Annotated in this window: 16 protein-coding genes; 7 read left to right on the forward strand and 9 right to left on the reverse strand. The window is 74.5% G+C overall.

The window, feature by feature from the left end:
* Positions 1–376: 376 nt before the first annotated feature.
* The 3 genes from ACYVJE_RS02660 to ACYVJE_RS02670 all read right to left on the reverse strand — a co-directional run bounded on the left by ACYVJE_RS02660 (position 377) and on the right by ACYVJE_RS02670 (position 3,727).
* Complete coding sequence (locus ACYVJE_RS02660; RefSeq protein WP_461143082.1) at positions 377–1,492, reverse strand: XdhC family protein; 1,116 nt, start codon at positions 1,490–1,492, stop codon at positions 377–379.
* Positions 1,493–1,563: 71 nt separating this feature from the next.
* Entirely contained in the window at positions 1,564–2,832 is a 1,269-nt protein-coding gene (locus ACYVJE_RS02665; RefSeq protein ID WP_461143083.1) for a vWA domain-containing protein, read from the reverse strand.
* 7 nt (positions 2,833–2,839) lie between these two features.
* Positions 2,840–3,727 carry an AAA family ATPase gene (locus ACYVJE_RS02670; protein ID WP_461143084.1) on the reverse strand — a complete coding sequence of 296 codons (888 nt, stop codon included), beginning with the start codon at positions 3,725–3,727 and terminating at the stop codon, positions 2,840–2,842.
* Between the two features lie 134 nt (positions 3,728–3,861).
* Between ACYVJE_RS02670 and ACYVJE_RS02675 the strand changes: the two genes are divergently transcribed.
* Together ACYVJE_RS02675 and ACYVJE_RS02680 are read left to right on the forward strand one after the other, a co-directional pair.
* Positions 3,862–4,419, forward strand: coding sequence for a suppressor of fused domain protein (locus ACYVJE_RS02675; protein WP_461143085.1), 558 nt, complete (start codon positions 3,862–3,864; stop codon positions 4,417–4,419).
* Between the two features lie 1,098 nt (positions 4,420–5,517).
* The gene (locus ACYVJE_RS02680) at positions 5,518–5,814 is read left to right on the forward strand and encodes a PspC domain-containing protein (protein WP_461143086.1); all 297 of its coding nucleotides are present in this window, start codon (positions 5,518–5,520) and stop codon (positions 5,812–5,814) included.
* A 296-nt stretch (positions 5,815–6,110) separates the two neighbouring features.
* Here ACYVJE_RS02680 and ACYVJE_RS02685 read toward each other — a convergent pair whose 3' ends face one another.
* The 4 genes from ACYVJE_RS02685 to ACYVJE_RS02700 all read right to left on the reverse strand — a co-directional run bounded on the left by ACYVJE_RS02685 (position 6,111) and on the right by ACYVJE_RS02700 (position 11,952).
* Positions 6,111–8,138, reverse strand: coding sequence for a beta-N-acetylhexosaminidase family protein (locus tag ACYVJE_RS02685; RefSeq protein ID WP_461143087.1), 2,028 nt, complete (start codon positions 8,136–8,138; stop codon positions 6,111–6,113).
* A 190-nt stretch (positions 8,139–8,328) separates the two neighbouring features.
* A complete protein-coding gene (groL, locus tag ACYVJE_RS02690) occupies positions 8,329–9,987 on the reverse strand; it encodes a chaperonin GroEL (protein ID WP_461143088.1) in 1,659 nt (552 codons plus the stop codon).
* Positions 9,988–10,274: 287 nt separating this feature from the next.
* Positions 10,275–11,444 carry a serine/threonine-protein kinase gene (locus tag ACYVJE_RS02695; protein WP_461143089.1) on the reverse strand — a complete coding sequence of 390 codons (1,170 nt, stop codon included), beginning with the start codon at positions 11,442–11,444 and terminating at the stop codon, positions 10,275–10,277.
* 304 nt (positions 11,445–11,748) lie between these two features.
* Complete coding sequence (locus ACYVJE_RS02700; protein WP_459158104.1) at positions 11,749–11,952, reverse strand: cold-shock protein; 204 nt, start codon at positions 11,950–11,952, stop codon at positions 11,749–11,751.
* Positions 11,953–12,252: 300 nt separating this feature from the next.
* Between ACYVJE_RS02700 and moeA the strand changes: the two genes are divergently transcribed.
* The 5 genes from moeA (at position 12,253) to ACYVJE_RS02725 (ending at position 20,287) form a co-directional block, all read left to right on the forward strand.
* Complete coding sequence (gene moeA, locus ACYVJE_RS02705) at positions 12,253–13,491, forward strand: molybdopterin molybdotransferase MoeA (RefSeq protein ID WP_461143090.1); 1,239 nt, start codon at positions 12,253–12,255, stop codon at positions 13,489–13,491.
* 82 nt (positions 13,492–13,573) lie between these two features.
* On the forward strand, positions 13,574–15,616 hold the full coding sequence (locus ACYVJE_RS02710; protein ID WP_461143091.1) for a hypothetical protein: 2,043 nt from the start codon (positions 13,574–13,576) through the stop codon (positions 15,614–15,616).
* A 537-nt stretch (positions 15,617–16,153) separates the two neighbouring features.
* Positions 16,154–16,906 (forward strand): phosphatidylserine decarboxylase, encoded by a 753-nt coding sequence (locus ACYVJE_RS02715; protein ID WP_461143092.1) that lies wholly within the window; start codon positions 16,154–16,156, stop codon positions 16,904–16,906.
* Positions 16,903–17,856, forward strand: coding sequence for a CDP-alcohol phosphatidyltransferase family protein (locus ACYVJE_RS02720; RefSeq protein WP_461143093.1), 954 nt, complete (start codon positions 16,903–16,905; stop codon positions 17,854–17,856). Before ACYVJE_RS02715 ends, ACYVJE_RS02720 begins: the two co-directional genes overlap by 4 nt.
* A gap of 124 nt (positions 17,857–17,980) precedes the next feature.
* On the forward strand, positions 17,981–20,287 hold the full coding sequence (locus tag ACYVJE_RS02725) for an AAA family ATPase (RefSeq protein WP_461143094.1): 2,307 nt from the start codon (positions 17,981–17,983) through the stop codon (positions 20,285–20,287).
* 33 nt (positions 20,288–20,320) lie between these two features.
* Here ACYVJE_RS02725 and ACYVJE_RS02730 read toward each other — a convergent pair whose 3' ends face one another.
* A complete protein-coding gene (locus ACYVJE_RS02730) occupies positions 20,321–20,971 on the reverse strand; it encodes a LytR C-terminal domain-containing protein (RefSeq protein ID WP_461143095.1) in 651 nt (216 codons plus the stop codon).
* On the reverse strand, positions 20,968–21,429 hold the full coding sequence (locus tag ACYVJE_RS02735; protein WP_461143096.1) for a DUF3263 domain-containing protein: 462 nt from the start codon (positions 21,427–21,429) through the stop codon (positions 20,968–20,970). Before ACYVJE_RS02735 ends, ACYVJE_RS02730 begins: the two co-directional genes overlap by 4 nt.
* Positions 21,430–21,518: the final 89 nt, after the last annotated feature.

Raw genomic sequence — 21,518 nt, forward strand, 5'->3', positions numbered from 1 at the left:
TCCGTCCGGGACGCGGACGCGAACGAGCGGTTCCCGGTTTGCGTGGTGGGAGCGGTGCGGACGAGCCGGACGAGTCCGGATCCGGGTCGGGCGCGCGGCGCGCCCGACCCGGATCGTCGACTCCCGACGGTGCGCGCTCCGGCACCACCGCAGTGGGTGGACCGCTGCCACCGACTCCCCGGACTCCTCCGCCCGAGTGACTCATGTCACTGGCTCCGAGCGTGCTACGGCCACCCGCTCGGAGCAAGTGAACACGCCAGATCGTCACCCACCTGGACGCCGCGGTTCGCGCAGCGACCGGACCCGAGCGGAACCGCGCGCACCCGGACACCGCGGTCCAGCCGCAGCACCCGGTCACCAGTCGCGCGGGAGCGGATCAGTCGTGGTGGATCGCGCCGGTGGTCTGCGACAGCCTGCTGCCGTCCCCGCCCCACCGGGTGGCGATGAGCTCAGCCGCGATCGACACCGCCGTCTCCTCCGGGGTGCGCGCACCCAGGTCCAACCCGATCGGCGAGGCCAGCAGCGCGATCTCGCCCTCGGTCATGCCGTTGTCGCGCAACCGCTGCACGCGGTCGTCGTGCGTGCGCCGCGAGCCCATCGCCCCGACGTAGCCGACCTCGTTGCGCAGCGCCACCTCCAGCACCGGCACGTCGAACTTCGGATCGTGCGTGAGCACCATGACCGCGGTGCGCCGGTCCAACCGGCCCGCCTCCGCCTCGGCGGCCAGGTAGCGGTGCGGCCAGTCCACGACGACCTCGTCGACCTCCGGGAACCGGCTGCGCGTGGCGAACACCGGCCGCGCGTCGCACACCGTCACCCGGTAGCCCAGGAACGAGCCCATGCGCGCCATCGCCGCGGCGAAGTCGATCGCGCCGAACACGAGCATCCGCGGAGCGGGCTCGAAGGAGTTCACGAACACCCGCATGCCCTCGCCGCGGCGCTCGCCCCGCGCGCCGTACTCGAGCGTGCCGGTGCGGCCGCTGGCGAGCATGCCGCGCGCGTCGTCGGCGACGGCGTCGTCGACGCGGCCGGTCTCGATCCCGCCGGCCGAGCGGTCCTCCCAGACCACGAGCCTGCGGCCCACCCAGCCGGGTTCGGGGTGCTCCACGACCGTGGCCACGGCCACCGGTTCCTCCTGCTGGACCGACTCGACCACGCCGCCCAGCTCGGGGAACGTCTCCGCGTCGATGCGCTCGACGAACACGTCGAGGATGCCGCCGCAGGTCAGCCCCACGGCGAACGCGTCGTCGTCGCTGACGCCGTAGCGCTGCAACGCCGGCTCGTCGCCCTCGAGCACCGCCCCCGCGCGTTCGTAGACCGCGCCCTCGACGCACCCGCCGGAGACGCTGCCCACCGCTTCGCCCTGCTCGGTCACCAGCATCGCGGCCCCGGCGGGACGCGGCGCCGACCGGAACGTGGCGACCACGGTGCCCAGACCCACCGACTCGCCGGCCTCCCAGTGCTTCGCCAATCGGTCGAGGACGTCACGCACCGCGCACCTCCAGTTGTCGAAACCGTCCGCGCGTCCCGGAGGAGTTCCCGAGTCGCGCACGCCGCGACACCCTAGCGATCGGGGACGCCGCTGGCACCCGTGCCGCCGCCGTCGTCCGGGACCCCGGCCGCCGGAGCGACCGGTTCCCCACCAGAGTGCGCCAACCGGTGCACCCACGACCAGAGCTCGCGCAGCGCCTCCAGGCTGTGGCCGGCGATCATCCGGTCAACGTACGGCAGGGCCGCCGCGATTCCCGACTGCACCGGCCGGTACTCGGGGTTGCCCGCGTGCGGATTCGCCCACAGCACCGCGCGCGCCAACCGCCGCAGCCGCCGCGTCTGCGCCCCCAGCTCACCGGCGTCGCCGCGTTCCCAACCGTCGGAGAACAGCACCACGACCGCGCCGCGGGCCAACCCGCGCTGCCCCCACCGGTCGAGGAACACGCGCAGCGTGTCGCCCAGCCGCGTCCCGCCGGAGAAGTCCGGGACGACGCGGGAGGCCGCCGCCAGCGCCGCCTCCGGATCGCGCTGCCGCAGCTGACGGCTCACCCGCGTCAAGCGCGTGCCCAGGGTGAACACTTCGGTGCTGCGCGGTGCGCGCCGCGTGACCACGTGCGCGAACCGCAGCAGCGCGTCCGCGTACGGGGCCATCGACCCGGACACGTCGACGAGCAGCACCACGCGCCGCGGCCGCCGCGAGCGGCGCTGGCGCGGCATGCGCACCGGTTCCCCGCCGGACCGCACCATCTCCCGCAGCACCGCCCGCGGGGACAGCTCGCCCCGCCGGGAGCGACGCAGCCGCAGCGCGGGGCGGCTCGGCGGATCCGGCCGCAGCACCGAGAGCAACCGCCGCAGGTGCTCCCGCTCCGCCTCGCCGAGATCGGCGATGTCGCGGTTGCGCAGCACCTCCGCGTCGCTGGCCGCGGCGGCCAGCGGGTCGTCGGCCGCGCGTTCCTCCGCGTCCTCGGGCGCGGAGAGCGCGGCGATGCGCGCCGGCTGCGGCCGCGGCCGCTGCTCGACCGGCCGCGGCGGGGAGCTGCTGCCGAACCAGCTGGCGAACGCCGCGTCGTAGGTCGGCAGGTCGTCCGGCTCCGAGCACAGCGTCACCCGCCCCGCCCAGTACACGCCGCCGCGGTCGCCGAGCCCGACCGCGGCGGCCGCCTCGATGAACGCCTGCACCCGCGTCGGTCCGCAGGCCATGCCGGCGTGCCGCAGCGCACGGGCGAACCCGAGCAGCCCGGTCAGCCCCGTCGGGGAGCCGTCACCGGCGGCGGTGCCTGCGTCACTGGCGGCGCCGGGCTCCCGGGCACCGTCCGCGGGCGCGTTCCCGTCCGCTCGCATGCGCCGGTCACGTCCCCAGCACGTCCGCGGCCCGCACGCGTTCGGCGTCCTCGCGGTACTTCAGCACCGCGCCGAGGGTGTGCGCCGCGGTCTCCGCGTCCAGCTCGGTGCGGTCCAGCGCCACCAGCGCCTGCGCCCAGTCCAGCGCCTCGGCCACGCCCGGTGGTTTGAGCAGCTCCAACCCGCGCATCCGCTGCACGGCCCCGGCGACCTGCTCGGCCAGCCGCTGCTCGATGCCGGGCAGCCGGCGGCGCAGGATCGCGGCCTCCCGCTCCAGCGAGGGGTGCTCCAGCCAGTGGTACAGGCAGCGGCGCTTCAGCGCGTCGTGCACCTCGCGCGTGCGGTTCGACGTCAGCAGCACGATCGGCGGCTCCTCCGCGCGCACCTCGCCGAACTCGGGGATGCTCACCGCGTACTCGGACAGCACCTCGAGCAGGAACGCCTCGAACTCGTCGTCGGCGCGGTCGATCTCGTCGACGAGCAGCACGCACGGGGCCTCCCGCAGGGCGCGCAGCAGCGGGCGGTCCAGCAGGAAGCGCGTGGTGTACAGCGCGGACTCGGTGTCGTCCACGTCCAGCGGCTCCTGCGAAGCGGCCTCCACGGTCCGCAGGTGCAGCAGCTGCCGCGGGAAGTCCCAGTCGTACAGCGCCTGCGCGGCGTCGATGCCCTCGTGGCACTGCAGCCGGATCAGCCGCAGCCCCAGCGCGCCGGCCAGCGCCTGCGCCAGCGCGGTCTTGCCCGTGCCGGGCTCGCCCTCGCACAGCAGGGGGCGGCGCATGCGCATCGACAGGAACGCCGAGGTCGCGATCCCGTCGTCCGGCAGGTAGCCGGTGTCGTCCAACGCCCTCGCCACATCGGACGGGTTCTGCATCCCGAACGCGTCTTCCACCGCCATGCCGCCGAGCCTATGCCACGCACCGCGCCCGGGGCGATCGTCGCGGCGGCCGCGTCCGGGGAGAATCGGCGCGGAGCGGCCCCAGCGGGCGCCTCCCGACGACCGAACTCCCAGCGACCGGATCCCCGGGGACCATGAGCCGATTCGCAGCACTGCCCGCGCACGTCGAGACCCACCTCGGCCCGGTGCTCGGCGCGGACAGCAGGCAGACGGACCAGCGCCTGCGCGACTACCACCTGGTGCACTGCCGGCAACCGGACGGCGCGCACGTGTCGGTGCTGTCCAGCGGGCTGCGCGAGGAGCTGTGCGGTGCCCCGCTGCCGCAGGAGGTGCTGTGCACCGTGCGGGCCGAGCAGCGGCACTACGCGCGCCACCTGACCGGCGTGGTCGCCGAGCTGCTCACCGACACCGGCAGTCGCGTCGGGTACGGCGCGCTGATCACCAACGACCGGCTGCTGCTGCCGGACACGGAGATCGCCGGCGCGCTGGCCGCGCCGCACCCGTACCTGGACGAGGAGTTCGACGTGCTGCTCGACGAGCACGGCGAGCCCGCGCTGCAGCTGGTCACGCTCATCCCCGTCAGCCGCGGCGAAGCGCAGCTCGCGGCGCGGGAGGGCGCGGACGCGCTGTACGACCGGTGGGAGCAGCAGCAGGTGGACCTGCGCGACGTCCACCGGCCCGCCGCGGCGTAGGCCGGGACGCCGGCGCGCTGCCCGGTCGTTGCGTGCGCGGGGTTGCGCGGCCCCTCCGGGTACCTCGTGGACACGTAAGGCTGGGAGCCCCCCGAACTCGGGTCCGCGGGGGCGTTGGACGCGCGGGAGCCGAGTTCGAGGGGAGGTGGAGGCCGTCGGACAGCTCAGCACCAGCACCGCACGGGAGGAGCCCCGCGGAGCGGGCCGCGGGAGAGCCGTGCGGAGCTGAGTGCCGGAGCCGTGCGACGTGAGCTGCCTCCGGTCTACCGGAGTTGTGCCTTCGGAGGTCCACCTCGCGCAGGGTGTTACACCTGCGCCGGTCCGGGGGTTACGCGCAGAGCCGGGATGGTGGCCGGGGTGCCGCGAGCGTGTGCGTCAGGGCCTACGACCGACAGGGCCGGGTCCGCCTAGATCCTGCGTTGCCTGACGCGCGCGGTTCACGCCCTCTGACGGCGGTCCGCACGGCTGTGAACCGTGGCCACGACGTTCGTCCGTGCCCGCAGCGTGCGTGGGTCCGCTGTGGCGGGAGCACCTTCCGGGCGGTATGCTCAGCCCCAGCTTTTTTCTTTGGTCGCACTTGGAAAATAGCACGGTTGGCCCCGGGGAAACCCGGGGCCTTCTCGTTTCCCGGAGCGCGCGCCCCTCCCGTTTCCGCAGCGCACGCTGGGCGGAATGGGTTCTCGCGACCCCTCGGCAGAGCCGCGCGGAGCTGCGTGAACGCCAGCACGGCGATCAAAGTTCACACAGGAGTGCGAGTCCGGGTCTCGACCCCCGGTTCACCGCTTCCGCTGCCGCTTGGAGAAGGTCGCCAAGGACCGCTCGCCGACGGTGTCCACCGTCCACGAGAGAGCGGTCGGCATGTGCCAGGACGCAGAATCCGCGCTGCGCGGCATCTTCAACGTGCCGGAGCAGTTCCACGGCGCAGGAGGCCCGGTGCGCCCCCGGCATCGCCCGCCAACGGCCGGACGCTCGTGGGCGCCCGGCCGCGGGCGGCACCGAGGAGGCGCCCGGCATCAGGGGCGCCTGCGGGTCCGCTCGGGGACGTCTCCGGGGCGCCACCGGACGTGCCGGCCCGCGCCGCGGCGGCATGGTGCCGGTATGACCGAGAACGCGCACACCGCCCCCACCGCATCCCCGCACTCGACCGACGCGCACGCCGAGGCCTCGGCGACCCCGCGCACCGCCGACGCGCACACCGCCGGGGACGCCCCGCGGCGGTTCCGCCGCGACCGCGGCGACGCGATGCTCGCCGGCGTCTGCTCGGGCGCGGCGAACCTGCTCGGCATCGACGCGACGATCGTCCGCGTGCTGCTCGTCGTCGGCACCCTGCTCGGGTTCGGCGCCGGGATCCTGCTCTACCTCGCCTGCTGGATCATCGTCCCCGAGCAGCGGTGACGGCCTCGTCGACCGCGCGGATCGGCGGCCGCACGCCTGGACGCGCCGGCCCGCCAGGCAAGCGGCGAAGCCGCTTCCTCCTCACGCACGCAGCCCGACCCACCGGGGGTTCTCCGGCGCTGGGCCTCGCGAGGACAGCCCCGGCAGCGCTGCCCCCGTCTGGGGAGGGTGGCCGGGGGCAGCTGGGAGTAGGTCGCTACCCGATGTCCGCTGTCCGGGGCGGGAGGTCGGGGGCAGCGAGGCCCCGCCGGAGGTTCCCCCACCCGACCCGCCAGCCACCCCGCGGACTCCCTTCTTCACAGCTGCGGCGCGCCGGCCAGGAACTCGTCGAGCACCCCGTCGGCCAGGCGCACCGGCCCCTGCGGCCGCGTCTCGCCGGGGATCGTGCGCACCTGCTCGGCCTGCTGCTGCGCCCGCGCGGCCCGGTCGAACTCCGCCGCGGCCCGCTGCCGGTCGCCGCCCACCCGCGCCTGCAGGGCGTTGACGGTGTGCACGAGCGCATCGCCGGACAGGTCGGTGGCCCGCAACCACGGTTCGGCGTCGGCGACGAAGTTCGCATCGGCGCCCTGCCGGATCCGCTCGGGCGCGCCCTGGACGCGTTCGGCGTAGCGGCGCAGCTCGGCCACGGCCGCCGCCCGGTCACCCCGGTCCCAGGCCGCGCGGAAGGAGCCGATCCGCTCGGCCAGGCGCGGCGCGGGCGGCAGCCACGGCTCGCCGTCGGCCAGCGGTGCGCGGTGGTTCAGGTCGGAGAAGACCACGAGCGCCTCGGCGGTGCGCCGGTCGGGGCGCAACCCGGGCTCGCCGAGGAAGCTGTCCCCGGCGAGCTGGTCCGCTGTGGCGCGCCAGGCGCGCCGCGGGTCGAAGTCCTCGTCGTTCCAGGCGAAGGCGGCGGCGCCGACCTCCACGACCTTGCTGGCGGCGGCCTGGTTCATCGGGTTGACCACGACGCCGCTGATGTGCTCGGACAGCCCCTTCTCGCGCTCGGCGTACGGGCCGAGCATCAGCCGCCCCTCGGCCGCGTCGAAGTCGTTGACCGGGTAGTTGTCCCAGATCATCGGCGAGCGCCCCCAGACCTCCTCGGCCTGCCGCGCGTCGGCGGTGGTGATGCCGTCCGGGATGACGCCGTCGCCGGTCCACATCAGCTGCACGTCCGGGTCGAGCGCGCCGCGCAGCGCGGTCTTGTAGGGCGAGTCCTCGATCTCGGAGTACTCGGTCGGCACGGTCTGCAGCGGCTCCGCCCCCGGGTGCGTGGCGATGAACTCCCGCTGCACCCGGTTGAGCACCTCGGCCTGCGCGCGGCCGGCCGCCTCCGGTGACGCGGGCCCGTACGCGGCCCGGTCGCCGGCGCAGTTCCACGAGGCGTAGTCGATGTCGTCGAAGAGCACCTGGAAGTCGCGCACGCCGTTGTCGTAGAGCTGCTGCAGCTTGCCCTGCAGCTGCGCCACGTCCTCCGGGTCGCTGAAGCACAGCGACGTCCCCGGGTGCAGCGCGAAGGTGAACTTGACGTGGTGCCGCTGCGCCTGCCCGATGAGCTCGCGCAGTTCGCCGAGCTCCTCCTCCGGGTACGGCTCGTACCAGCGCTCGCGGTGGTACGGGTCGTCCTTCGGCGCGTAGACGTAGGTGTTGAGCTTGTTCTCGCCGTAGAAGGCGAGCTGGTTCATCCGCTCCTCGTGCGTCCACGGGCTGCCGTAGAAACCCTCGATGGCCCCGCGGATCGGCGTCGCGGGGGTGTCGGTGACCTCGGCACCGGCGATCCGCCCGGGCGAGGTGAGCTGCCGCAGCGTCTGCACCCCGTAGTAGGCGCCCGGGGTCGCCTGCGCGCCGATGACCACCTGGGGCGTTTCCGCGTCGGCGATCACCGCGAGCTGGTAGCCCTCCTCCCCGAGCCTCTCGCTCGCGTCCATGCCCGCGCGCTGCAGGCCGCGCATGTTCGTGGCGCCCGCCCGGTTGCCGATGCGCACGCGCAGCGCGGCGCCCTCGGGGCGCTGGCCCGGTTCGCGCTCGAGCACCCGCTCGGCGCCGGCCTGCCGCAGCACGCGCTTCGCCAGCTCCCGGGTGGGGCGGTCGGCCAGCGGGTCGACGACGAGGTCGACCGTGCCGGTCACGCGGACGTCGTCGCCGAGGCGGGAGATCTCGCTGGGCTGCGGGGTCACGCGGGGCAGCGGGCCGGAGGCGGGCACGGGGTCCGGTGGCTGCGGGGGATCCGCCGTGCCACCGCCGCCCTGCGGGGAGCCGCCGGTGCACCCGGCGAGCACGGTGGCGCTGAGCAGCAGCGCCACTGCGCAGCGCCAGGAGCTGGGGCTCCGGAACCCGCGGTGGAACATCCCGCCTCCCAACCGGAGTCGTGCCGTCGTGCCTCGACGCGGAGACCGGATCATCCTCGCACGCCCGCCCGCCGGGACCGCGGTGGCGCGCCCCGGACGCGAAAGGGGCCACCCCCGCCGGAGCGGGAGTGACCCCTTCGCAGACAGAACCAGGCGGAATCCCACTCGGGGCGGGACGGCCGGGGCGGTCTTACATCATGCCGCCCATGCCGCCCATTCCACCCATGCCACCCATGGGGTCGCCGCCGCCGGCGGCTTCACCGCCGCCGCCGTTCTTCTCCGGCTTGTCGGCGACCACGGCCTCGGTGGTCAGGAACATGCCGGCGATCGAGCCCGCGTTCTGCAGCGCGGAGCGGGTGACCTTCGCCGGGTCGATGACGCCGGCGGTGAGCAGGTCCTCGTACTGGCCGGTCGCGGCGTTGAGGCCCTGGCCGGCCGGCAGGCCGCGGACCTTCTCCACGACGACGCCGCCTTCCAGGCCGGCGTTGATGGCGATCTGCTTGAGCGGGCCCTCGACGGCCAGCTTCACGCTGTTGGCGCCGGTGGCCTCGTCACCGGTGAGGTCGAGGTCGTCGAAGGCGTTCTGCGCGGCCTGCAGCAGGGACACGCCACCGCCGGCGACGATGCCCTCCTCGACGGCGGCCTTGGCGTTGCGGACCGCGTCCTCGATGCGGTGCTTGCGCTCCTTGAGCTCGACCTCGGTGGCCGCACCGGCGCGGATGACGGCGACACCGCCGGCGAGCTTCGCCAGGCGCTCCTGCAGCTTCTCGCGGTCGTAGTCGGAGTCGGAGCGCTCGATCTCGCCGCGGATCTCGTTGACGCGGCCGGCGATCTGCTCGTCGTCACCGGAGCCCTCGACGATGGTGGTCTCGTCCTTGGTGATGACGACCTTGCGCGCCTGACCCAGCAGGTTCAGCTCGGCGTTCTCCAGCTTGAGGCCGACTTCCTCGCTGATCACGGTGCCGCCGGTCAGCACGGCCATGTCCTGCAGCATGGCCTTGCGGCGGTCGCCGAAGCCCGGGGCCTTGACGGCGACGGACTTGAAGGTGCCGCGCATCTTGTTGACGACCAGGGTGGCCAGCGCCTCGCCCTCGACGTCCTCGCAGATGATCAGCAGCGGCTTGTTGGCCTGCATGACCTTCTCCAGCAGCGGGAGAACGTCCTTGATGTTGGAGATCTTGGAGCTCAGCAGCAGGATGTACGGGTCGTCCAGCGACGCCTCCATCCGCTCCTGGTCCGTGACGAAGTAGGGCGAGATGTAGCCCTTGTCGAAGCGCATGCCCTCGGTGAGCTCCAGCTCCAGGCCGAAGGTGTTGCTCTCCTCGACGGTGATGACGCCTTCCTTGCCGACCTTGTCCATCGACTCGGCGATCAGCTCGCCGATCTGGTCGTCACCGGCGGAGATCGCGGCGGCCGAGGAGATCTGCTCCTTGGTCTCGATCTCCTTGGCGTTCTTCAGCAGCTGCTCGGAGATCGCCTCGGTGGCCTTCTCGATGCCCCGGCGCAGGGCGATCGGGCTGGCACCGGCGGCGACGTTGCGCAGGCCCTCGCGGACCAGCGACTGCGCCAGCACGGTGGCGGTCGTGGTGCCGTCACCGGCGACGTCGTCGGTCTTCTTCGCGACCTCCTTGACGAGCTCCGCGCCGATCTTCTCCCAGGCGTCCTCGAGCTCGATCTCCTTGGCGATCGACACACCGTCGTTGGTGATGGTCGGCGCGCCCCACTTCTTCTCGAGCACGACGTTGCGGCCCTTGGGGCCGAGCGTCACCTTGACGGCGTCGGCGAGGGTGTTCATGCCGCGCTCGAGACCGCGGCGGGCGTCCTCATCGAACGCAATCATCTTGGCCATTGCGGTGTGGTCCTCCACCTGTCTGGGAGCCGCGGAAGCGCCGGTGCGCTTCCCGGCAGGACTCGTGCTCGGCCAGGCCCGGTGCCCGCGACGGACGACCGCCCGACGACACCGCCCCGTGGTGTCGTCGCGGACGGCCTCACCGTCCCGACCTGGCACTCGATTTTCGCGAGTGCCAGTACCGTGTTTAGCACTCCCGCACAGTGAGTGCAAGCAAGGGTGGCGCGTCCGGCAGCGAACTCGACCGATGCGATGACAGCACCCGCAGCACCCCTCGGCAGCGCCCCTCAGCCCACGACCATGACGACGAACAGCGCGATGATGACCAGCACCGCCGCCCCGGCCAGCAGCGGCACGACCCACCGCGCCGCGCCGCCCCGGGACGACCCGGCGGACATCCGCGGAGGACCTCCCGCGGGCCCGCCGGACGTGCTCCCCGGCTGCGGCGGCGGGCCGGGCGTGCGCGGTCCCGGACCGGGCGCAGGACCCGTCCCGGCAGGCGGCGGAGCGGGCTGCCCCGGCGGCGTCGCCGGACCGGCCGCGGGTGCGGCCGGGTGCCCGGGCGCCGGCCCCGGAGCAGGACCGGGAGGAGCGCCGGGCACCTGGCCGGGAGCGCCCGGCGCGGGCTGCGGGGTGTCGAACGCGCGCCGCAGCGCCCCGATGAGCGCGCGGCAGGTGCCGAAGCGCTCGCGCGGGTTCTTGGCCATGCCCGTGCGCACCGCCTCGTCCACCGCGGGCGACACCGGGACGGCGGCGCTGACCGCCGGTGGCGGCGCGCTCAGGTGCCCCTGGATGATCTGCTGGACCTCGCCCTGGAACGGAGCGCGCCCGGTCAGGCACGTGTAGGCCACGCAGGCCAGGGAGTACAGGTCGGTGCGCCCGTCCAGCGGGTCGCCGCGCAGGTGCTCGGGCGCGGCGTAGGTCGGCGAGCCGAGGAAGTCGCCGCTGGCGGTGCGGTGGCCGGTGGCGCCGCGGCGGGTCAGCCCGAAGTCGGCGAGGTAGACGTGCTCGTGCGACTCGCGGCCGGTGACCAGGACGTTGGCGGGCTTCAGGTCGAGGTGCACCAGGCCCTGCTCGTGCAGCGTGTCGAGCGCCTCGGCCACCTGCCCGAGCAGGTCGAGCGCGCGCGGCGGCGGGAGCGGGCCGTCGGCGAGGAGGCTGGCCAGGTCGGAGCCGTCGACCAGCCGCATCGCGAGGTAGAGCACGCCGTCGATCTCGCCGAAGTCGTACAGCGGCACGATGTTCGGGTGGTCGATCGCGGAGGTGTTGCGCGCCTCGTCGACGAAGCGCTCGCGGAACTCCGCGTCGCCGGTGATGTTCTCGGCCATCACCTTCAGCGCGACCTTGCGGCCGAGCCGGACGTCGGTCGCGCGGTACATGACGCTCATCCCGCCGCGCCCGAGCACGCCGTCGATCTTGTAGTGGCCCAAGCGGCTACCGGTCAGGTCTTCCGACACGACCGCAGCCTAGGGAGTCCGCGGATCGGCTGGCGTAGCGGGTCGGGTGGGAGAACCCCGTCGGGTCGGTCTGCGCGCGGAGAAGAAGCGGCTGCGCCGCTTGCCCGACGGACCGCTGCGGCCAAGCACGCGACCACCGATCCGCGCGGCCGCCCAGCTGTTCCGGCACCGGAGGGGCGGCGGGACGGGTCCGCGGGAAGGGCCGGTCTGCGGGAGGTCCCGGGCATGCGAGCGGGCCCGGCCCTCCCGCGGGAACCGCCTCCCGCGAGCGGACCGGGCCCGCCGATGACGCGCCTGCTCGGATTCAGACCTTGCGGACGCCGTCGGCCTGGGTCCTTCCGTCGCGCCCCGCCTTGACCTCGAACTCGACCCGATCGCCCTCGTCCAGGGTGCGGAACCCCGACATGTTGATCGCGGTGTAGTGCACGAAGACGTCCGACTCACCGTCGACGGCGATGAAGCCGTAGCCCTTTTCCGAGTTGAACCATTTGACCGTGCCTACCGCCACGGCGTCCTCCTAGAGAAGTGGTGCACGGCGCGCAGCGCCGTTGGAGCACCGGTCACGCTACCGGACATCCCCCGCGAAGTCGCGTCCGCGGCGCTGCTCCGTTCCCGCGATCCCGGCGGTCCTCCCCGGCCGGGTGACCACCCCCGCAGCGGGCGGCAGCGACCGGGCGCACCGGCGGTGCGCCCGGGAGCGCCACCGCACCGCAGCGCGCTCACCCGGGGTCGCGACCGCTGCTCCGTTCGCCGCACGACACGCGCCGCCCGACCGCTCCGGTGGCGACAGCGTGTTGCTCCATGGCGGATGATCGGAGGCGTGTCGAAGGAAACCCCGCTCTCCGAACTCGACTCGGTCGCCCGGCACCGGGACCGCGTCGCCGCCCTCCTGCCGAGCACCCCGGTGCGGCGGCGCCCGCTCGCCGACTGCGCCGGCCTCGCCCTCGCCGAGGACCTGGTCGCGGCGCTGCCGCTGCCGCCGTTCGACAACACGGCGATGGACGGCTACGCGGTGCGCGCCGCCGACCTCGCGGAGGCGGGCCCGGAGCGGCCGGTGGCCCTGCCCGTGAGCGCCGACGTGCCCGCCGGGCGCACCGACGTGCCCGCGCTGGAGCCGGGAACGGCGCACCGCATCATGACCGGGGCGCTGCTGCCGGAGGGCGCGGACGCGATCGTCCCGGTGGAGCGCACCGACGGCGGCACCGCGACGGTGCGGATCGGGCAGGCGCCGCAGCCGGGCGCGCACGTCCGCCGGGCCGGCGAGGACGTCACCCGCGGCTCGGTGGTGCTGCCGGCCGGGACCGAGCTGCACGCGGCGCGCCTGGGCGTGGCCGCGGCCGTGGGCGCCGACCCGGTCGCGGTGCGCGAACCGCCGCGCGTGCTCGTGCTGTCCACCGGTTCCGAGCTCGTCGAACCGGGAAAACCCCTGCAACCCGGGCAGATCTACGAGTCCAACGGCATCATGATCGCCGATGCGGTGCGCGCGGCCGGCGGTTCCGCGCGGCTGCTGCGCTTCGTTCCGGACAACGTGGACGAACTGCACCGCGCGCTGGACGAGGAGCTCGACGGCACGGACCTCATCATCACCTCGGGCGGTGTGAGCGCCGGCGCCTACGAGGTCGTCAAGGACGCGCTCGCCGAGCACGGCGTGACGTTCCACAAGATCGCCATGCAGCCCGGCATGCCGCAGGGCTGCGGCCGCTACCGGGACCGCACCGCGGTGGTCACGCTGCCCGGCAACCCGGTCAGCGCGATGGTCTCGTTCGAGGTGTTCGTCCGGCCCGCGCTGCGCGCCGCAGCCGGGCACTCCGCGATCGAGCGGCCGCAGCGGCGGGCCGCGATCACCGAGGACCTGACGTCCACGGAGGGCAAGCGCCAGTTCCGCCGCGGCACCCACGACCCCGCGACCGGCTCGGTGACGCCGGAAGGCGGGCCGGGCTCGCACCTGCTGTCCGCGCTCGCGCGGGCGAACTGCCTGGTGGAGATCCCGGAGGACGTGACGTCGGTGCCTGCCGGGGCGCAGGTCGTGATCCGCGTGCTGGAGTGACGACCGCGACGGCCGCATTGACGCGCCCGGCCCAGCACCGGAAACTGCCTCAGCCAGCAACACCCAAACGGAGTACTCCCACGTGCGTGCTTCCTGGCGCGCCAGCCTGGCGCTGGTGCTGCACTTCAGCTTCTTCGCCGTGCCCCTCGGCCTCGTGCTCGGGTTGTTCGCCACCGCGGGCTACGTCGGGCTCCACGACCGGGGCAGCGGCGCGAAGGCCGCGTGCGCGGCGTTGTTCGTCGCAGCGGCGAGCGCGGTGGCGGCCCGCGCCCTCCGGCGCGCCCGCCCCCCGGTCCGCGGGGTGCCGATCGGCCGCGAGGAGCAGCCGAAGCTGTGGCGCCTGGCGACCTCGTCGGCGCGAGCCGGCTCCGCGCCCGAACCGGACGAGCTGCGCATCACCTCCGAACCGGAAGCGGCGGTGCGCGAGGACCGCGGTTGGCTCGGCTGGCACGTGCGGCGGCGCACCGTCGAGATCGGACTCCCGCTGCTGGCCGGGCTCACCGACGACGAGCTGCGCGCGGTGCTCATCGGGGAGTTCGGCAGGCTCGCCGGCAGCAGGCAGGACGGCACGCTCCCGGGCCGCGGCCGCGCGCGGGCGCTGGCGCACCGCGTCGACGACGCCCTGGCGGTGAAGCTGTCCTGCATGCACAGCGGCCCGGTGAAGTGGCTGTTCGGCGGGTACGTCCGCGCCTACCGCGCCGTGGCCCCGAACGCGGGGCCGCTGTGGTTCGCCGCCGACGCGGCCGCGGTGCGCCTGCTCGGCCGCCGCGTGGCGACCACCGCGCTGCGCAAGCACGAAGCCGTCCGGATCGGCTGGCGCGAGTACGTCGACGAGTACCTGAGCATGGCCACCGAGGTCGGCAGCACGCCCGACGTCGTGCTCGGGTTCCGCGCTTTCATGGAGAACGCGACGCGCAAGCCGCGGTTGGCCGAGCGGGCCAAGCGCACCATCGCCGAGCAGGAGCTCACCGCCGAGCGGGGCCGTCCGAGCACCCGGGAGCGGCTCGCCTCGCTGCGCCGCGCCCCCCGCACCGACGAGAGCTCCCCCTCCGATCGGCCCGCGTTCAGCGCGCTGCAGCAACCGCGGGAGAGCGTGCCGCAGCTGGAGGACCGGCTGCTGGCCGAGGGGCTCGGCGAACGGCTGCACTGGCCCGAGCTGGTGCGCCGCGCGGGCGCGGTGCGCGCCTCCGGGCAGGCGGCGCGGCTGGCGCTGGCGGTGCAGCTCAGCGGCGTGCCGATCGCGCCGACGATCGCGGGGGTGCTCGGCGCCGTCTACCACGGGCAGGGACGCGACCTGATCAATCCGGTGCTCAACCCCGGGATCGATCCCGACCGGGTCGATCGGGCCGCGACCGACGCGCTGGTCGAGCTGCTCGGCGCGACCGTGGTGGACGCGCTGGTGAGCGCGGGCCTCGCCCAGCACGAGCTGGACTGGTCCGGCCCGCCGCGGGTGCAGCTGAGCGGGGGGCGTCCGCTGGACCCGGACCGCCTCGTCCGGCCCGCCGTGGCCGATCCGCGGCTGGTGCCCGGCCTGCACCGCGCCCTCGTCGGCCTCGGAGTGCCGCTGCAGCACGGGCGCGACCCGGCGACGCAGCCCGCCCCGGTCACGCGCGGGGTGGTCAGCCCGGTGCACTGCGGCGCGGAGGTCCACGACCTGGTCGTCACCGACCGCGGCCTGGTGCTGCTGCCCACCAGGGTGAGCACCCTGCGGCGCCTGGCGGCCGGCGCCGCGGCCCGGTTGCGCCGGGCGGAGCGCGCCGCGGTGGTCGAGCTGGGCCGCGGCGAGGCCGCGTCGCTGCTGGAGCGCGCGGGAGCGCAGTGGGTGGACACCCGGGACATCGCGGCCGCGCGGCTGTCCTCGCGGCGCGCGGGGTGGTCGGTGGCCATCGACCTGTACTACGACGACTACGCCGTCTCGGAACTCGACGAGACCCTCGTGGCGGGCGGCGCGGAGCAGGACGTCAGCGTGCTGGAGCTGCGCTGCGGGGCGGAGGTGATGGAGCACGGCGAGCCGTACCGCGGCCTGGGCGAGCTCTTCGGCGCCCGCATGACCGTGGACGGACGGCCGCACTCCGCCGCGGAGGAGGAACCGGAGCCGGAGCTCGCGGAGCGGGGAGCGGCCTGAGGTGCCGTGCGGTGGCACTGCGACGGGTGACACGTCCGTGCTCGCACCCCTCCAACCGACTACTCTGCGTGAGCAATATCGCAGTAACGTCAGCCGAACGAGGCTACGGTGTTCCTGTGAAATCCCTTACACTAGGAATCAAGGTAACGAATCGTCGATCATTACCGGCGTTGGGCCCGTGCGCCGTCGGGGGATGCACGGACCCGTCGGGGAGGTCGGGGCGCCTGTCGGGGAGGTGCCGCGGCCGACATCGGGGCCGGTGAACAGTGCATCGGGGGCACTGCTCACCGGCCCCGATGCACGTTCGCGCCCGGGCGCGCCGCGCCGCGCGCCGTCGCCCGCCGCCGGGACGCCCCGCCCCGGCCACCGGAACCGGCGCAGGCGCACAACCGGGACGAATCCGCCCCCACCGGACGCTTTCCATGATCAACTCCTCCCCCTGGGGGCCGGTAGGGTGACGCCATCCGCGATGCTGTACCGACGACACCGCGCGGACTCCCCCGCCGCGGTACCTTCGACGCAGGGGCTGGCACCTGGATGAGCACCGAGGACACGGACACCCACCGCACGCGAGCGGCCCACCTGCGGACGCTCGTCCGCGAGACCATCCCGCCGATGCATCCCGCGGGCCGCCCGTTCGTCCTGGGCGCCGCCGCCGGCACGCTGCTGCTGCGCCGCCTGTGGCGCCCGGCGGGCGTGCTCGGCGGCCTGCTCACCGCGTGGTGCGCCTGGTTCTTCCGGGAACCGCGCCGCGCCACCCCCGAGCGCACGGGCATCGCCGTCGCCCCGGCCGACGGCACGGTCTCCGCCGTCGAAGCGGCCACCCCGCCGCCGGAGCTCGGCCTCGGCGAGCGGCCGATGACCCGCATCAGCACCTTCCTGAGCATCTTCGACGTGCACGTGCAACGCGCCCCGCTGAGCGGCACGATCGCCGCGCTCGCCTACCGGCCCGGCACCTTCGTCTCCGCGGACCTGGACAAGGCCAGCGAGGACAACGAGCGCAACGCGATGCTCATGCGCACCGACGACGGCACCGAAGTCGCCGTCGTGCAGATCGCCGGACTCGTCGCCCGGCGCATCGTCTGCTCCGTCACCGAGGGCGACCGGCTGCCGGCGGGCCGCAGCTACGGGCTCATCCGCTTCGGCTCCCGCGTCGACCTGTACGTCCCCACCGGCAGCCACGTCCGGGTCGCCGCCGGGCAGCGCGCGATCGGCGGCGAAACCGTGCTCGCTGACCTGCCCGCGCGCACCGGCCGGGCCTCCCCCGCGACCGAGGCACCCACGTCATGAGCATGCGCACGACCCCCGGCGTACGTTTCCTGCCCAACGCCATCACCGTCCTCGCGATGTGCGCGGGCCTGTCCGCCGTGCAGTTCGCCCTCGCCGAGGAGCTCGTCGCGTCGGTCGCGGCGGTCGCCGTCGCCGCGGTCCTCGACGCGCTGGACGGGCGCATCGCGCGGATGCTGGACGCCACCACCCGCATGGGCGCCGAACTCGACTCGCTGTCCGACGCGATGTCGTTCGGCGTGGCCCCCGCGCTCACGCTCTACGCCTGGCAGCTGCAGGAGAACCGCGCCGGCTGGATCATCGCGCTCATCTTCGCCGTGTCCCTGGTGCTGCGCCTGGCGCGGTTCAACACGCTGCTCGACGACACCGAGAAACCCGCCTTCACCAAGGAGTTCTTCGTCGGCGTGCCGGCGCCCGCGGCCGGGCTGCTCGCCCTCGTCCCGCTGGTCCTCACCGCCCACTTCGAGCACGCCGGCTGGTGGGCCTGGCCCCCGGTCGTCATGGCGTGGATGCTGCTCATCGCCGTGTGCGCCGTCAGCCGCGTGCCCACGCTGTCGCTGAAGACGATGCGCGTGCCGCCGAAGATCCTCCCCTGGCTGCTGGTGCTGGTGGCCCTGCTGGCCGCGGCCGTGGTGCGGTTCCCGCTGGCCTCGCTGGCCGTGCTGCTGCTGCTGTACCTGGTGCACATCCCCTACGCCGTCTACCGGTACCGCTGGTTGGCCAACCACCCGGAGGCCTGGTCGGCGCCCCCGCGGGAACGCCGCGCGATCCGCCGCCGCAGCCAGCGCCACCTGGGGCTGCGCCCGCCGCTGCGGCGCGGCGTCGCAGGTGCCGCCCGGCGCGTGCGCCTGCCCCGCCGCCCGGTGCGGCCCGGCGGGCCGCGGCGCAGCTGGCGCCGGCTGTCGCTGCGCACCGGTCGCGAGGAAGCGCCCTGGCGCGACGGTCCCCGATAGAAGGAGTTCGTTAGATGCTTTGCCGTACGGACTTCCGTGGCGGAACCTCCTGTACGGCTCTCGCTCCGGGTGCTCGACCTCGAGTAGCCACAACGACTGAACAATGCGCTACTAGGCTCGGGACGTGACCTCGCTGAACCTGACCGCGCAGGTGTCGAGCTCGATCATCGACACCCGCCGGGGCCTCGTCCGGCTGCACCCGGAAGTGCTCGACGCGCTCGGGCTGCGCCCGTGGAGCGCGATCCGGCTCTCCGGCGCGCGCAGCACGGTCGCGCTGGCCGCCCCCGCCGAGCGCAGCGCTCCGACCGGTGTCGTGCTGCTCGACGAGCTCGTCCTGCTCAACCTCGGCTGCACCGACGGCTCCCGCGTCGCGGTGAGCCCCGCCGAGGTGCGCCCGGCCAAGCACGTGACCCTCAGCGCCTCGCGGATGGCGCGCGCGACGCTCTCCGCGCAGACCGCGCGGCAGGCCCTGACCGGCAAGGTGTTCCAACCGGCCGACGCGGTCTCCCTGCTGCCCCAGGACGTGGCACCCGCTCCCGGCAGCAGCCCCGAGCAGGTGCGCCGGACGCTGAGCAACACCGTGGGCCGCACGTGGACCAGCGAGCTGCTCACCATCGTCGACGCCGCGCCGAGCGGACCCGTCGCGATGCAGCCCTCCACCGTCGTCACCTGGCACGACGGAGCGGAACCGGCCGCCGCGGGCACCGCACCCGCACCGGCGCCGCCCGCTCCGGCTGGACCGGGGGCTCCGGCGACCCCGGCGGGTTCGACCGGTCCGACCTCCCCCGCGGTGCAGCAGCCGGAGGCGGGCCCGGCCCAGGACGGCGCGGACGCCGCTGAGGAATCCGCCGCGCGGGAGGTCGGTCTCGACGACCTCGTCGGCGCGCGCTCCGCGGCCGACCGGCTGACCGAGTGGTTGCGCCTGTCCTTCGAGCAACCCGAGCTGCTGCACCGCCTCGGCGCCGACGCCCACCTGGGTGTGCTGATCAGCGGGCCGTCCGGCGTGGGCAAGGCGACGCTGGCCCGCGCCGCGGCGCGCGAGGTGGGGGCGGGCCTGGTGGAGCTCGCCGCCCCGAGCATCGCGGCGCTCGAAGCGCGCACCGCCGCGGAGCGCCTGCGCGCGGCCGTGGACCGCGCGGCGCAGGCCACGCCGGAGCACCCGCGCGTGCTGCTGCTCACCGACGTCGACCAGCTCGTGCCCGCCACCGACGCGCCGCCGCTGGCCACGGTCGCGGCGGACACGCTGCGCGCGGCGATCCGCACGCCCGGGGTGGCCGTGGTGGTCACCAGCTCCGCGCCCGCCGGGATCGACCCGCGGCTGCGCGAACCCGGCGCGGTGGACCGGGAGCTGACGCTGTCCGCGCCGAACGCCCGCGACCGGGCGGCGCTGCTGCGCGTGCTGCTGCGCCCCGCCCCGCTCGACGACGACGTCGATCTGTCCACTGTGGCATCGAAGACCCCCGGGTTCGTCGCCGCGGACCTCGTGGCGCTGTGCCGCGAAGCCGCGGTCAACGCGGCGCTGCGGCAGCGCGACGCCACCGGAGAACCCGTGCTGTGCCACGACGACCTGGCGGGCGCTGTCGACGCGGTGCGCCCGCTGTCGATGTCCTCTTCGGACGAGATCCACACCGGCGGGATCGCGCTGGACGACGTCGGCGACATGGCGGAGGTCAAGCAGTCGCTGACGGAGACGGTGCTGTGGCCGCTGCGCTACCCGGACTCGTTCTCCCGGTTGGGAGTCGTGCCGCCGCGCGGTGTCCTGCTGTACGGGCCGCCGGGGTGCGGCAAGACGTTCCTCGTGCGCGCGCTGGCCGGCAGCGGCCAGCTGAACGTGCTCTCGGTCAAGGGCGCCGAGCTCATGGACAAGTGGGTCGGCGAGTCCGAGCGGGCCGTCCGCGAGCTGTTCCTGCGCGCCGCCAACGCCGCCCCGGCCCTGGTCTTCCTCGACGAGATCGACGCGCTCGCCCCGCGCCGCGGCCAGTCCTCCGACTCCGGTGCCGCCGACCGCGTCGTCGCGTCGCTGCTGACCGAACTGGACGGTGCCGAACCGCTGGGCGACGTCGTCGTGCTCGGCGCGACCAACCGCCCCGAGCTGGTCGACCCCGCGCTGCTGCGCCCGGGCCGCCTCGAACGACTCGTGCACGTGCCACCGCCGGACGCCGCGGCGCGCGCCGAGATCCTGCGCTCAGCGGCGAAGAACACCCCGCTGGCCTCCGATGTGGACCTGGAGGACCTGGCCGCCGAGCTGGACGGCTACTCGGCGGCCGACTGCAGCGCGCTGGTGCGCGAATCCGCGCTCTCGGCGATGCGCGAGTCGCTGTCCGCGCCGGAGGTCACCGCCGCGCACCTGGACGCGGCGCTGCGCGCGGTGCGCCCCTCGCTCGACCAGGCGCAGCTGGAGGAGCTGCGGCGCTTCGCCGAACAGCGGTGACCGGCGCGCCCGCGCGTGCCGCGGTTCCGGTGCTCAGGAGCGGTAGTCCTTGGTGACGATCACGATCACGCCCGGGTCCGAACCTGCGAGACCCTCGATCCGCGGCTCGGCCGCGATGTCGAAATCGCGCGCCACGCGCCGGGCCTGCTGCTCCTCCGGCGTGCCCGGGCGGTAGTAGGCCGTGGTGTGCGCGACCACGCCGCGGGCGTAGTTGCCGACCGCGGCCACGTCGTAGCCCTCGTCCTCGAAGTCCCCGCCGGCCTCGTGCGCCAGTCCGCGGATCGTGCTGTTGTTCAGGATCCGCACGGAGATCCCGTTCGCGGAGCCCCGCGTGCCCGAACCGGTCCCGGACCCCGGCTCGTCCCCCGGTGCGCGGGTCTCCCGCGGCGGTGTGCCGGACCCGCCGGGTTCCGCCGGCCCCGTCGGGGACGGCTCCTGCTCGGACGTCCCCGGCGCGGTGGTACCGGGCTCCGCGGTGCCGTCGCTCGTCGCGGGCGGTCGCGGGTCCTCCTCGCCGGGATCGGGGGTGACGACCGCACCGGTCTCCGGTGGCGGGGGTGCCGCTTCGTCCGAGGAGCCGGTCCACCCGAGGGTGGTCACCCCGAGGACGGCCGCAACCGCACCGACCCCGATGAGTCCGTAACCGGTCGCGCGCAGTTTCGACGGCGGTTCGGCTGGCGTCATCGCGGCCACTCGCTTCCCGTTCGACGAGCAGGCTGGTCACCGGAGCGCAGCCTGCGCAACCTCTTCAGCAACATCGGGTCGTACCGCCGCGCGGCGGGATGGTCCACCAACGCGTTGAGCAGCCGGTAGTACTGCGTCGGCGTGAGGTCGAAGAGCTCACGGATCGCGCGTTCCTTGGCACCGCCGCGTTTCCACCACTGCCGCTCGAAGGCCAGCACGCTGCGGTCCCGTTCGGACAGCTCCCCCTCCGGCGCGGGCGGTTGCACCTCCGGCTCCTCCTGCGGCACCGGCTCGGCCACGCGCGGCAGCGGTTCGGTGAGCGCTTCCACCGGACGCAGGCGCCGCCCGCGCTCGTCCCGCTGCTGCCCACCCTGCTGCTGCGCGGCTTCCGCGGCGCCGGCCAGCTGCCGGCACTCGCGGGCGATCCGCTGCGCGGTGAGCATCTGCGCGGCTTCCATCTCGCTCCTCGTCGTGGTTGCAGGCGGCGGCGCACCGGGCGCTCGCGGTGCCGTTCCCCGCGGCCCCATTACACCACGTCGGCGACCAC

The organism is Salinifilum aidingensis (genome assembly GCF_054782015.1).

Excerpts from the sequence above, each read along its gene's own strand:
- ACYVJE_RS02675 (WP_461143085.1), top strand. The coding sequence starts at position 3,862 with ATGAGCCGATTCGCAGCACTGCCCGCGCACGTCGAGACCCACCTCGGC.
- ACYVJE_RS02685 (WP_461143087.1), bottom strand. The coding sequence starts at position 8,138 with ATGTTCCACCGCGGGTTCCGGAGCCCCAGCTCCTGGCGCTGCGCAGTG.
- ACYVJE_RS02720 (WP_461143093.1), top strand. The coding sequence starts at position 16,903 with ATGAGCATGCGCACGACCCCCGGCGTACGTTTCCTGCCCAACGCCATC.
- ACYVJE_RS02735 (WP_461143096.1), bottom strand. The coding sequence starts at position 21,429 with ATGGAAGCCGCGCAGATGCTCACCGCGCAGCGGATCGCCCGCGAGTGC.
- ACYVJE_RS02680 (WP_461143086.1), top strand. The coding sequence starts at position 5,518 with ATGACCGAGAACGCGCACACCGCCCCCACCGCATCCCCGCACTCGACC.
- ACYVJE_RS02730 (WP_461143095.1), bottom strand. The coding sequence starts at position 20,971 with ATGACGCCAGCCGAACCGCCGTCGAAACTGCGCGCGACCGGTTACGGA.
- ACYVJE_RS02670 (WP_461143084.1), bottom strand. The coding sequence starts at position 3,727 with ATGGCGGTGGAAGACGCGTTCGGGATGCAGAACCCGTCCGATGTGGCG.
- moeA (WP_461143090.1), top strand. The coding sequence starts at position 12,253 with ATGATCGGAGGCGTGTCGAAGGAAACCCCGCTCTCCGAACTCGACTCG.
- ACYVJE_RS02715 (WP_461143092.1), top strand. The coding sequence starts at position 16,154 with ATGAGCACCGAGGACACGGACACCCACCGCACGCGAGCGGCCCACCTG.
- groL (WP_461143088.1), bottom strand. The coding sequence starts at position 9,987 with ATGGCCAAGATGATTGCGTTCGATGAGGACGCCCGCCGCGGTCTCGAG.
- ACYVJE_RS02665 (WP_461143083.1), bottom strand. The coding sequence starts at position 2,832 with ATGCGAGCGGACGGGAACGCGCCCGCGGACGGTGCCCGGGAGCCCGGC.